The sequence below is a fragment of the Actinomadura fibrosa genome (assembly GCF_900659615.1).
Classification (GTDB): Bacteria; Actinomycetota; Actinomycetes; order Streptosporangiales; family Streptosporangiaceae; genus Spirillospora; species Spirillospora fibrosa.
Genome location: NZ_CAACUY010000028.1, coordinates 40,505 through 52,997 on the forward strand (window position 1 = coordinate 40,505; position 12,493 = coordinate 52,997).

Annotated in this window: 10 protein-coding genes; 5 read left to right on the forward strand and 5 right to left on the reverse strand. The window is 71.6% G+C overall.

Going from position 1 to position 12,493, the window contains the following annotated elements:
• The first annotated feature begins 32 nt into the window (after positions 1 to 32).
• Both E1300_RS50010 and E1300_RS13165 read left to right on the forward strand, forming a co-directional pair.
• Positions 33 to 182, forward strand: coding sequence for a hypothetical protein (locus E1300_RS50010; protein ID WP_165502813.1), 150 nt, complete (start codon positions 33 to 35; stop codon positions 180 to 182).
• Positions 149 to 760, forward strand: coding sequence for a hypothetical protein (locus tag E1300_RS13165; RefSeq protein ID WP_131757269.1), 612 nt, complete (start codon positions 149 to 151; stop codon positions 758 to 760). The genes E1300_RS50010 and E1300_RS13165 overlap by 34 nt, the downstream gene beginning before the upstream one ends.
• A 222-nt stretch (positions 761 to 982) precedes the next feature.
• Here the strand turns inward: E1300_RS13165 and E1300_RS13170 are convergent, their stop codons facing one another.
• Both E1300_RS13170 and E1300_RS13175 read right to left on the reverse strand, forming a co-directional pair.
• The gene (locus E1300_RS13170; protein ID WP_131757270.1) at positions 983 to 2,743 is read right to left on the reverse strand and encodes an ABC transporter ATP-binding protein; all 1,761 of its coding nucleotides are present in this window, start codon (positions 2,741 to 2,743) and stop codon (positions 983 to 985) included.
• A complete protein-coding gene (locus tag E1300_RS13175) occupies positions 2,740 to 4,482 on the reverse strand; it encodes an ABC transporter ATP-binding protein (RefSeq protein WP_131757271.1) in 1,743 nt (580 codons plus the stop codon). Before E1300_RS13175 ends, E1300_RS13170 begins: the two co-directional genes overlap by 4 nt.
• Positions 4,483 to 4,714: 232 nt before the next feature.
• Between E1300_RS13175 and E1300_RS13180 the strand changes: the two genes are divergently transcribed.
• Positions 4,715 to 7,573 carry a tetratricopeptide repeat protein gene (locus E1300_RS13180; RefSeq protein ID WP_165502814.1) on the forward strand — a complete coding sequence of 953 codons (2,859 nt, stop codon included), beginning with the start codon at positions 4,715 to 4,717 and terminating at the stop codon, positions 7,571 to 7,573.
• 60 nt (positions 7,574 to 7,633) lie between these two features.
• The gene (locus E1300_RS13185) at positions 7,634 to 8,833 is read left to right on the forward strand and encodes an epoxide hydrolase family protein (protein ID WP_131757273.1); all 1,200 of its coding nucleotides are present in this window, start codon (positions 7,634 to 7,636) and stop codon (positions 8,831 to 8,833) included.
• A gap of 30 nt (positions 8,834 to 8,863) precedes the next feature.
• On the opposite strand, the gene E1300_RS13190 is transcribed toward E1300_RS13185, so the two are convergent.
• Positions 8,864 to 9,472: a helix-turn-helix domain-containing protein gene (locus E1300_RS13190; RefSeq protein ID WP_131757274.1), complete on the reverse strand. Its 609-nt coding sequence runs from the start codon at positions 9,470 to 9,472 to the stop codon at positions 8,864 to 8,866.
• A 97-nt stretch (positions 9,473 to 9,569) separates the two neighbouring features.
• Here E1300_RS13190 and E1300_RS13195 point away from each other — a divergent pair, with 97 nt between their 5' ends.
• Positions 9,570 to 10,388: an MBL fold metallo-hydrolase gene (locus E1300_RS13195; protein ID WP_131757275.1), complete on the forward strand. Its 819-nt coding sequence runs from the start codon at positions 9,570 to 9,572 to the stop codon at positions 10,386 to 10,388.
• A 96-nt stretch (positions 10,389 to 10,484) separates the two neighbouring features.
• Here the strand turns inward: E1300_RS13195 and E1300_RS13200 are convergent, their stop codons facing one another.
• Together E1300_RS13200 and E1300_RS13205 are read right to left on the reverse strand one after the other, a co-directional pair.
• Positions 10,485 to 10,829: a hypothetical protein gene (locus E1300_RS13200; protein WP_131757276.1), complete on the reverse strand. Its 345-nt coding sequence runs from the start codon at positions 10,827 to 10,829 to the stop codon at positions 10,485 to 10,487.
• A 223-nt stretch (positions 10,830 to 11,052) separates the two neighbouring features.
• Positions 11,053 to 12,465, reverse strand: coding sequence for a non-reducing end alpha-L-arabinofuranosidase family hydrolase (locus E1300_RS13205; protein WP_131757277.1), 1,413 nt, complete (start codon positions 12,463 to 12,465; stop codon positions 11,053 to 11,055).
• Between the last annotated feature and the right edge of the window lie 28 nt (positions 12,466 to 12,493).

Genomic DNA, 12,493 nt, shown 5'->3' on the forward strand with positions numbered 1-12,493 from the left:
GCCCACAAGGCCCAGAAGAAGTCGCTCTCGGGATGGCACTGACGACCGTGTGGATGCTGAAGACCGGCCGGCTTCTGGATCGAGACCCGATCCTGCACGAACTCACCGCAGAAGAACTCATCGAGTTCTGGAGCGATGACCTCTACGAATGCGCAATCAATCAGGAGACGAAGACCCAATGAGCGGCGCTAAGCCCCGCCACCACCTGCTCATCGCCACCGACATCACTCGGTTCTCACAGCGCGACGAAGCGGCGCAGATCCTCCTGCGCAAGGTCATGTACCAGATCACCCGGCAGGCATGCGACACCGCCGGACTCCCCTGGCACACCCTGAGCCCCGAAGACCGCGGCGACGGCATCCTGCTGGTCTCCTCTCGGGCCGGCCTGGAGACCTTCCTCACCACGCTGATACAGGAGCTGCGCGCCGGCATCCAGGCCCACAACCGAACCGCCCAGACGGCCGACCACCGCCTGCAGATGCGCATCGCGCTGACCGACGGTTACGTGCACCGCGACGAGTACGGCGTCACCGGCACCGCCGTGAACTCACTGTTCCGGCTGCTCGACGCCGAACCACTCAGGAAGCAGATCCAGGAGGCCCAGGCCGACTTCGGTCTCATCGTCTCCGATTCGGTCTACCAAACGGCAGCCGGATACCACCTCATCGATCCCGGGTCGTTCAGCCAGGCGGATGTCGACGTCAAGGGCACCCGTCTCACCGCCTGGATCCTGGACCCGATGCCTGGGCGGGAGGCCTGACAGGAACCACCGCACACGCGGACACCCCGCTGCCGATCGAACGCCGCCTGGCGGCCGAAGCCGGCTTTCGGCGGCTTCACCGAGGCACCCGCCGGTGCGGCGACCAGTGCGACGACGGCCGCCATCAGCGGGACGACGGTCCACAGGCGACGGAGGATGCCGCGGAGGTCGGCGGGGACGGGCGGCGCCACGGAGGGGACGGGCGCCGCCCGCCGTGCGAGGTCAGCCTCCGGCGTGGTCGCCGACGGCGTCCTTCGCGGCCGGGACGTCGTCGCCGGGAGCATGGCTGCTGCGGCTTTCCGCCCAGAAGCGGGCGTAGCGGCCGTCGGCGGCGAGCAGCTCGTCGTGGGTTCCCGACTCGACCACGCGGCCGCCGTCGACGAACGCGATCTGGTCGGCGTGCGCGATGGTCTCCAACTGGTGGGCGACCACGATCCGGGTGCGGCCCTCCTGGAGCGCCAGCGCGCGGGTGATCGCCGCGGCGTTCGCCGGGTCGAGCGCGGAGGTCGCCTCGTCCAGCAGCAGGATCGGCGCGTCCTTGACCAGTGCCCGGGCGAGCGCGACGCGCTGCCGTTCGCCGCCCGACAGCGCGTGGCCGCCCTCCCCGACGCGGGTGGCGAGGCCGTCGGGAAGGCGGTCGGCGATCGAGTCGACCTGTGCCGCCGCGACGGCGGCGGCGAACTCGGCGTCCGGGACGTCCGGCCGTCCCGCGCGGATGTTGTCGGCGAGGGTGCCGTCGAACAGGTACACGTCCTGGAACACGAGGGCGAGGCGGTCCATGAGCGTCGGCGTGGTCAGGTCGCGGACGTCGGCATCGCCGACCGACACCGAGCCCGCGTCGACGTCGTAGAAGCGGGCGATGAGCCGGATGACGGTTGATTTGCCCGCCCCGGACGGGCCGACGATCGCTGTCATCGTCCCCGGCGGGACCGTGAGGTCCATGCCCCGCAGGACGGGTTCGCCCGGCCGGTAGCCGAACTCCACGCCGCGGAGCCGGATGCCGGTGTGCGCGGGCTCGGCGCCGGTCTCGGGCTCCGGCAGCGGCGGCGTGGCCAGGAGTTCCTCAAGGCGGCGCAGCGCTCCGGCGTGGTGCCGGACGGTGGCGCCGATCTGCGCGAGCGACGAGATCGGTTCGAGGAACCGGACGGCCAGCACCAGCAGCACGATGACCTCCGCGCCGCGTCCGGCGTCGGCGGTCACCTGGACGGCGCCGACGGCGAGCAGGACGGCGAGCGCCGCGACGGTCACGGCGGCGAACAGGGCGCGGCCGGGCGCGCCGCCGCGCAGCCTGCGGGCGGCGGTCCGGTGGTGCTCCGCGAGGGCCCGGTCGAGCAGCCCGTTCTCGTTGCGGACGCGGCCCGCCGAGCGCAGCACGCCCTGCGCCTCGGCGAACTCGACGACCCGGTCGGTCTGCCGCGCCGCCGCCTCGTCCGCGGCCTCGTCCGAGCGCGCGATCCAGCCGACGCTGACGCGGTAGCCGAGGTAGAGCAGCGGCGCGAGCGCGAGCGTGACGGCGCCGAGGACCGGGTTCAGCACGGTGATCGCGACCGCCACCGTGAGCGGGGTGACGACGGCGGTGACGATCGGCTGCACCAGGTGGGCGACGGTTCCGGCGCTGTCCTTGACGCCCTGGCTGACGTCCTGCGAGAGCGTGCCGACGCGGGCGGCGTCGAACCAGCCGATCGGCAGCCGCGCCAGGTGGTCGCCGATCCGGTGGTGCAGGACGCTGATCAGCCGGATGCCCAGCCGGAAGCTGACCATCGACTGCACGTAGAAGGCGGCCAGCGTCGCGGCGGCGACGGCCGCGAGCGCGCCCGCCCACGGCCACATCGCTTCGGTGTCCCCGTCCAGCAGCCTGCGCAGGACCGGGATCGCCAGCACGAACGTGAGCCCTTGCAGGACGGCGAACGCGAACACGGCCAGCAACTGGACCAGCAGTCCCCGCTCGTGGCCGGCGAACACCCGGCGCGCGGCCGCGATCATCGGATCCCCGCTTCCATCGGCTCGCCCATCCGGGCGACGAGTCCGGCGTACCGTCCCGAACCGGCCATCAGTTCCCGGTGGGTGCCGCGCTCGACGATGCGCCCCTCCTCCAGGACGAGGATCTGGTCGGCCGTGGTGACGGTCTCCAGCCGGTGCGCGATGACGAGCACGACCCGGCCCGCCATCAGGGCGGTGAGCGCGCGGCCGATCGCGGCGGCCGACTCGGGGTCGGCGAAGGCGGTCGCCTCGTCCAGCACGAGGATCGGCCGGTCGGCGAGCAGGGCGCGGGCCAGCGCGACCCGCTGCCGCTCGCCGCCCGACAGCCGGGCGTCCTCGCCCACGACGGAGTCGTAGCCGCGGGGCAGCGCGGCCAGCCGCTCGTGGATCTGGGCGGCCCGCGCGGCGGCCTCGACGTCCGCGCGGGACGCCTCTGGCCGGGCCAGTGCGATGTTGTCGGCGACGCTCGCCTCCAGCAGCACGACGTCCTGGAAGACGAACCCGACCCGCCGGTACAGCTCCTCGGCGTCGAGGTCCCGCAGGTCGGCGCCGCCGATCCGGATCACACCGGACGTGGGGTCGGCGAAGCGCGGCAGCAGCGATGCCAGCGTGGACTTGCCCGACCCCGACGGCCCCACGAGCGCGGTGACGGTGCCGGGCTCCAGCGTGAACGACACGTCCCGCAGCACCGGGTGGCCGGGCCGGTAGGCGAAGCCGACGTTCTCGACGACGACGCGGTGCCCGTCCGGTGCCACCGGACGCTCCGGGGCCTCCAGCACGGGCGTGGCCAGCAGCTCGCGCAGCCGTCCGGCCGCCGCCGTGGCCTCCTTGAACGACAGCGCGCCCGTGAGCCCGAGCAGCGCGTCCCCGATCGCCAGGCCGAGCAGCGTGAACGGCAGGACGTCGACCGCCGGCATCGTCCCCGCCTGGACGAGCGCGCCGCCGGCGGCGAGCGTGACGACCAGCAGCAGCACCGGCGACACCAGCGCGGTCGTCGCCGAGATGACCCGCAGCAGCGGCGCGTTCGCGGCCGTGAACAGGATCCGGTACTCGTCGGCGGCGCGGGCGAACGCCGCGTGCGCCCGTCCGGCCTGCCCGAACGCCTTGACGACCGCGATGCCGCGCACGAACTCGACGACCGCCGTGTTCAGCGCGACCATCGCCGCCCCGGCGCGCGCCACGCTGCCGTGCGAGCGGGCCAGCAGCCGGGTGTAGGCGACGACCGCGACCACCACGGGCGCCAGCACGACCAGCGTGAGCGGGACGTCCACGCTGAGCAGGTAGAGGACCGACGCCACCGGCGCCGTCACCGCCACGGCGAGGTCGATCGCGGCGTGCGCGACGAGGTAGTGGAGGTCCTTCACGTCGTCGTCGAGCGCGCTCTTGACCCGGCCCGGGCCGTTGTCGCCGAACCATCCGAGCGGCACCCGCGACAGCCGGGCGGCCACCCGCCGGCGGACGTGCAGCTGCAGGTCGAGGTCGGCGCGGTGGCCGATCTCGTAGGCCGCGCCGACGAGCGCGAACCGCCCGGCGGCCCCGGCCGCGCCCACGGCGACGACCGTCCAGACGCGCCCGGTGTCCGGGTCCCCGTCCAGGACGGCGCGGGCGAACTCGTACACCGCGATGTACGGGACGAGTCCGGCGACCGTCCCCGCGACACCGAGCACGACCGCGAGGACGAGCCTGCCGCGGACGGGCGCGAGGACGTCCCACAGGGCGTTGGGGGGTGAAGAACGGCTCACGAAGCCTCTCCTTGAATTAGGTATACCTAACCTAATTCATCCCCCGCCCCCGCATCGAGGCTCCCAGCGATCAAGGAGTGTTGAGAGAGCTCGAAGGACGCAGCACGGACGCGTCCGGGGCGTTCGCCGCGGACTGGCCACGGCGGGCAGGAGGGGCCGCCACACTGTTCGTCACGCGGCCCGCCGCTGCGCGCGGGCGCGAGATCGAGGTGGAACAGAGGAGCCTGACGTCGTGAGCAGGGTGCATCGATCGATCGTCTGCCTCGACGTCGAGGGCTTCGGCGATCCCCGGAGGACCGACGATGACCGGGCCGTAGTGCGGGACGGGCTGTACCGGGCCGTGTCCGAGGCGTTCGACGAGGCGGGCGTGCCCTGGCAGGACTGCCATCACGAGGATCGTGGTGACGGCCTCCTGGTCCTGGTGGCATCCGAGGTCGCCAAGGAGGTCCTGGTCACCGGCCTTCCGGGGCGGCTCGCCGTGAAGCTGGCCGTCCACAACCGGGCGGAGGGGCCGCGGGCACGGATCCGGCTGCGGATGGCGGTGCACGCCGGTGAGATCCGGCACGACGCGCACGGGGTGATCGGCAGCGCGATCAACCTGGCGTTCCGGCTGCTGGACGCGGCGCCGGTCAAACGGGTGCTGGCCGGCTCCTCGGGACTTCTCGCGCTGGTCGCCTCCGACTGGTTCTACACCGAGGTCGTCCGGCACACTCCGCGGAGCAGGCCCTTCTCGTACCACCGGATCCGGGTCGCGGAGAAGGAGACCGACACCGTCGCGTGGGTCTGTCTGCCCGACGATCCGTCCCCGGACGGCGCGAGGCTCGCAGCGGTACGAGCCGTCCCGCCGCCGGACGACCCGTGGTCTCCGCCGTGGCAGCTACCGGCGGACACCGTGCACTTCACCGGCCGGAGCGCTGAGCTCTCGCGGCTGCTGGCCCTCGGGTCAGGTGCCCGGCGCCCGGTGGGCGCCGCGATGGTGGGCGCGATCGACGGTATGGCGGGGATCGGCAAGACGGCGCTGGCCGTCCATGCCGCCCACCGGCTCGCGGATCGGTTCACCGACGGATGCCTGTTCCTGGATCTGCACGGGTACACGCAGTCGGTCGCGCCGCTGAGCCCCGCGGAGGCGCTCGAACGGCTACTCCGCGCGCTCGGGGTCCCGGGCCGGCGGATCCCCGGCGGCGTGGACGAGCGCGCCGCGCTCTACCGCGGCCGCCTCGCCGGAAGCCGGACGCTGATCGTGCTCGACAACGCCGCGGGCGCGGAGCACGTCCGCCCGCTGCTGCCCGCGGAGCCGAACTGCCTCGTGCTGGTCACCAGCCGCCGCCGGCTGGCCAGCCTGGACGAGACCCTGCCGATCTCCCTGGACGTGCTCGGCCCCGCCGACGGGCTGGCCCTGCTCGCCGCGAGCGCCGGACGGCGCCTCGCCGGGGCCGGCGAGCGTGCGGCGGCCAGGCAGGTGGTGGACCTGTGCGGCCGGCTGCCGCTGGCCATCCGGATCGCCACGGCCCGCCTGCGCTCCCGTCCCGCGTGGACCGTGGCGGACCTGGCCCGTTCGCTGGCCGAGCGGCACGGCGCGCTCGCCCGGCTCGACGACGGCGAGCGCGACGTCGCCGCCGCGTTCTCGCTCTCCTACGGCGCCCTGACGTCCGGCCAGCGGCGGATGTTCCGGCGTTTCGCACTGCACCCCGGCAGGGAGGGCGGCACTCACGCGGCGGCCGCGCTCGCGGGCACCACCGTCGCCCAGGCCGAGCGGCTGTGCGAGGACCTGCTCGACGCCCACCTGCTGCACCAGTCCGCGCCCGGCCGCTACGGGTACCACGACCTGATCCGGGACTTCGCGGTCGAGGCCGCCGCCACCGAGGAGCCGCCGGACCGGTGCCGCGCGGCCGTCACCAGCCTGCTCGACCACTACGTGGCCACCGCGAGCGCGGCGATGCGCGTCCTGTACCCGGACGAGGAGGACCGCCGCCCGCGCGTCCCGGCGACCCGCTCGCCCGTCCCGCCGGTGACCGAACCGGCCGCCGCGCTGGCGTGGCTGGACGTCGAGAGGCCCAACCTCGTGGCCGCGTGCGCCCACGGCACCGCGCACGGCTGGCCCGAGCGGACGACTCGGCTGGCCGCCGTCCTGTTCCGGTACCTGGACGTCGGCGGCCACCTGGCCGACGCCGAGGCCGTCTACGGTCACGCGCGGCAGGCGGCCGAGGACGCCGGTGATCGGACCAGCGAGGCGCACGTCCTGACCAGTCTCGGCGGCGTCTACTGGAACCAGGGCCGCTACGAGCACGCCGCCCAGGCCGTCCAGGACGCCCTGGCCATCTTCCAGGCGACAGGCGACCGCTTCGGCCAGGCCCGCGCCCTGGGCAACCTCGGGCTCATCTACTGGCGCCAGGGCCGGTACCCGCAGGCCGCCGACCACAGTCGGCAGGCCCTCGCCCTGCACCGCGGCTCCGGCGACCTCGCGGGCCAGGCGCGCGCGCTGGGGAACCTCGGCCTCGTCCGGTGGCGGCAGGGCGAGAACGGCAAGGCCATCAGGGCGGTGCGGCAGGCCATGGCCTGCTACGGAAAGCTCGGCGATCGGCGCGGCGAGGCGCGCATGCTGGGCAACCTCGGCAACGTGCGTCACCACCAGGGCCGCCACGCCCAGGCCGTCCACCACCATCGCCGCGCGCTGGCCCTCTACCGCGAGCTCGGCGACCGGGTCGGTGAGGCGGACGCGCTGACCAATCTCGGCCTTCCCCTGAGACGCCAGGGCCACGTCCAGCAGGCGGCCGACCACCACCGGGAGGCCCTGGCGCTCTACCGCCGGCTCGGCGACCGCAACGGCCAGGCCCGTGCGCTCAACGGCCTGGCCGAGGCGCTCACCGAACTCGGACACACCGCCCGAGCCCGCACCCACCACGATCTGGCGCTGACCTTCACCCTCGGCACAGGCGATCCCTACGAGCAGGCCCGAGCCCACACCGGCCTGGCCATCACCCATCACGGCACTGCGGCGCGCGACCACGCGCAGCGGGCCTTGGCCATCTACACCGACCTAGGAGTTCCCGAGGCGGCGGATCCGGTGGCCGTGGTGGGCCAGGGCTGTTGACGCCGGCGGCAGGCAGGCTCAAGGTGCGTCCGGGGGCGCCGCGAAGCCAAGGAGCCGAAGATGCCCGCCCAGGACCAGACCGTCCGCCCGTTCCGCATCGGTTTCCCCGAAGCCGAGATCACCGAACTGCGCCGGCGCGTCAACGCGACCAGATGGCCCGAGCGCGAGACGGTCACCGACGACTCGCAGGGCGTCCGCCTCGCGCTGATGCAGGACGCCGCGCGCTACTGGGGGACGGACTACGACTGGCACAGGTGCGAGGCGGCGCTCAACGAGCTGCCGCACTTCATCACCGGGATCGACGGCCTGAACATCCACTTCCTCCACGTCCGGTCCCGGCACGAGGACGCCCTCCCACTGATCGTCACGCACGGATGGCCCGGCTCGATCATCGAGCAGTTGAAGATCATCGGACCGCTCACCGACCCGGCCGCGCACGGCGCGAGCGCGCAGGACGCCTTCCACCTGGTGATCCCGTCGCTTCCCGGATACGGGTTCTCGGCCAAGCCGTCCACCACCGGCTGGGACCCGGCCCGCGTCGCCCGCGCGTGGGCGACGCTGATGGAGCGCCTGGGCTACACCCGGTACGTGGCGCAGGGCGGTGACTGGGGCGCGGCCGTCACCCAGACGATGGCCGTGCAGGCGCCGCCGGGACTGCTCGGCATCCACTCCAACATGCCCGGAACCGCCCCGGCCGCCATCAACACCGCGGTCAAGCGCGGCGACCCGCCGCCGCCCGGCCTCACCGAGGAGGAACGGCGCGCCTACCAGCAGCTCAGCCGCTTCTACGCCTCACATGTCGCCTACGCCCAGTTCATGGCCACGCGTCCGCAGACCCTGTACGGGCTCGCCGACTCGCCGGTCGACCTGGCCGCGTTCATGCTCGACCACGGCGACGGCACCGGCCAGCCCGGACTCGTCGAACAGGCCCTGCAAGGACGCCTCAAAGGCGACCTCACCCGCGACGACGTCCTCGACAACATCACGCTCTACTGGCTGACCAACACCGGAGTCTCCTCGGCCCGCCTCTACTGGGAGAACAAGGCCGACTTCTTCGACGCCAAGCCCATCACCATCCCGTTCGCCATCAGCGTCTTCCCCGACGAGCTCTACCAGGCACCGCGCAGCTGGGCCGAGCGCGCCTACCCGCACAACCTCGTCCACTACAACCGGGTCGACCGCGGCGGCCACTTCGCCGCCTGGGAACAACCCGACCTGTTCGCCACCGAGATCAGAGCCGCGTTCCGCACCCTGCGCTGAAGCGCACCAGCGGAGCGGTGCTCTTGGAGCTCAGTTCCTGCGCGAGATGACCATGATGTATTCGCAGGGAGCGTCCGTTCGGTTGGCGAAGCCATGGTCCGCGTCGGCCTGGAAGAACAGGGAGTCGCCCGTGTTCAGCGTCTCGTTGATTCCGCCGACCGCGACGGTGAGGGTGCCTTCGAGCACCACGAGCTGCTTCTCCGTCCCCGGCGGATACGCGGGCAGCAGCCCGGTGGAGACCTGCGCGGGAAGGTAGTGGACGACCATCTCGGCTCCCCCCGCGCCCGGCGCCGCCGACACCATGTGCCGCTCGAAGCCGGTCTCCGGATCCCGGAACACGGGCCGGTCGTCCTTGCGCATGACGACGGCCACGCCGGACGCGGCGGCGGCCGGCGCACCGATGAGATCCGAGAGCGCCACGTCGAGCGCGTGAGCGATCCTGGACGCGACGCCGATCGTCGGGCTCTTCTCACCGCGCTCGACCTTGGACAGCATCGCCCGGCTGACCGCCGACCGCGCGGAAAGCTGTTCGAGCGTCAGTCCCGCCTCCTCGCGGCGCCGCCGCACGTTACCGCCGAACGCGCCGGCCAGGTCGTCACCATGCTGCGGTCCGGCCGCGTTCACGTCTTGCTCGGCCACCGTGCTCCTCGGTCGATGGGCATCTCGCAGCCCACAGTGTAGGGTTTCTCCTAAAGAAGACATGCGTCTCCTATTGGAGACATGCACGGGAGGCTCCATGCGTCTGATCTCGACCGGCCGACATCACGCCACCTTCGACTTCGGCGACCTACAGGTGGTCTCGTTACGCGACGGGTACATCGACATGCCGCCGACGAGGCTCCGCGACGAGGACGGGCGCCCGCTCGCCGAACTGCCCGCCGCCGTCCCCCTGGTCGGCGACAAGCTGCGGCTGTCGGTCAACGCCTTCTACGTCACCGACGGCACGCGCTCGGTCCTCATCGACACCGGCGCGTCCGACGTCTGGCACGACCCCACCATGGGACTGATCTACGACGCGCTCGGCGAAGCGGGGATCGACCGCGCGCAGATCACCGATGTGGCCATCACCCACAGGCACGAAGACCACGTGAGCGGCCTGATCACGCCGGACGGTTCAGAGGCGTTCACCGGACTGGAGCGCGTGTGGATCGGCGCGGGCGACACCTCGGTATTCACGGGAAGGCTCGAACCGATTCGCGACCGAGTGGTACCGGTGTCGGAGAAGGTGGCGATCAACGACTGGGCCACCGCGATCCCGGCCCCGGGCCACACACCCGGCCACACCGTCTACGACATCGGCAGCAGCACCGGCCACCTGCTCGTCTGGGGCGACACCGTCCACGTCCCGACGCTCCAATTCGAACAGCCGAACGTGTCCTGGGAGCTCGACGGCGACCAATCCCAAGCCCGCACCGCGCGAGCGTCCCTCCTCGAACAACTGACGCGACCAGACCACTACGTAGCCGGCGCCCACCTCGACTCACCCGGGATCGCCCGCGTAACCCCGTCCGGCGATGGCTACACACTGACCTACCTAGCACCATCCCTCACCTAATCGATGCAGGCACCTGTGTCCTGGTCCTTGACTGCTGATCGCGCCGTGACCCGCTACCGCGCTAACGGTCGGAGACTCGGCCCGCTCACTGGTCGTTCAAGGCCAGCGTGTGATGTTGGGATTGGCTATGTTGCGGTGTGGGGACTCTAGATCCAGACCGTCGGACTCGAACATCGTTATTCCGACGGTCAACGCGACGTCGGCAGGTTCAGCGTTCAAGTAGAGCGGGAGCCCGTAACGCACGTGCGTGAAGCCATGGTTGGTGTCTTCAGTGATCTCGATCGTCCAGCCGAACTCCTCATCCCATGCCAGGAAGGTCGATTGGGCACCCGGCCAGATGAGGGACACTTTCGTTTCGCCGCAATGAATGGCCCTGATGCCCAATGTTGTCAGGTCGTCGATGACGGCCTCGATATAGCGGCCCGGCAGGTGCTCACTCATCTGCGTTCTCTTCCCTGATCCGATCCCGGTGCGGTGGCGCACCCCTGCGTCGGCCCCGGGCGCGCCTGCACTCCCGACGAGGGAACAGTCCGTCAAGCGCTCCGCACGGTGCCCCTCCCACGTGGGGACCTGGTCGGCTTGAGCCGTCGGTTCCTTCGCGGGAGGGGCACCCGGTTCAGCTGCACGTCGGCGGCCACCAGCCTGCGATCATCGATCGCGCGGGCTAGCGCTGCAATGTCAGCAGGCCCGGACGCCACGGCAACTGGTCGTAGGGGCCGCTGGCGCTCGGGGACTTGCCCTGGTAAAGGAACTGGAGGTTGCAGGGGTCGATGGTCATGGTTTGGTCGGGGTTGCTGCGCACCAGGTCACCATGGCTGATGTCGTTGGTCCAGGTGGCCCCGCTGTTGGCCTTGCCCGCGAACGGGCTGCTCTCGCTGCCGGCCTGCGGAGTCCACGAACCGCTCAGGCTGGACGCCGTGAACGAGCGGAAGTACCGCCCGTTCGCCCCCATCGCCTCAACGATCATCAGGTACTGGTTCTGACCCTGGACCTTGTAGACCTGGACCGCCTCGAAGAGGTTGGCCGTCGAGTCGCTCATCACCGTCGTGTACGACGAGCCGAAGCTGCCCGGGAAGTTCCCGATCGGCATGCTCGCCCGGTAGATCTTGCCGTTGTCACCGGCGAAGAACAGGTACATGTTCGCACCGTCACCGATCAGCGTCTGGTCGATCGGGCCGGTGCCGGAGCCGGAGATGCTCCCGGTGAACAGCGCCTGCGGTGAGGACCAGCCGTTGGGGTTGGTGGGGTCGCTCGACGTCCGGTAGATGAAAGGCCACGCACCCCACTGGTACGCCAGCACCCAGACGTTCTTGGGCGCGAAGTAGAACAGCGTGGGCGCCACCGCGGCCTGGCTCATCCCGACCTGGCCGGCCGAAGCCATGTCGGACCAGTTCGTGAAGGGACTGAAAGCCATCGAACCGTAGGACGACCCCGACACGTTCGACGCGTAGACCAGGTGCTTGCCGTTGTAGACGACGTTGGTGAAGTCCTTGAGCGAGACCCACCCGTGCTGCGGCGTCGCCAGAACGCCTGTCGACGTCCAGCGGTACGCCGACGGAAGAGGGCACGTGCCCGTCGGGGGCGGTGTCGTGCCGGACAGGCCGGTCCACTTCTGGTTGGAGCCGCCGTTGCACGGCCAGATGTCCACCGCGGTGCCGTTGGCCGTACCGGCCCCCGTGACGTCCAGGCACAGCCCGGACTCCACGCCGACCACCGTGCCGTCGGAGTTCACACGCCACTGCTGGTTGGCACCACCGCTGCAGGTCCAGATCTGCACCCGGGTACCGGCAGCGGTCGTGTGGTTCGGCACGTCCAGGCACTTGCCGCCGTACACGGTCAGCTGGCCGCCGGCAGTCGAGGTCCACTGCTGGTTCGCGCCGCCCCAGCAGTCATAGATCTGGAGGTAGGTACCGTCGGTCTGGCTCTGCCCCAGCACATCCAGGCACCGGCCGGAACCGTCGCCGCGCAGGCTGCCGGTGACGTCGGCCCGAGCCGGGCCGGCCACCAGGGTGACCGCGAGGGCGAGCGTACCCGCAGCCGCCATGGCCAGCGGGGCCGTCAGCGCGCGGCGCCCCATCCTGATAGCTGCTCCGTACATGCGAACC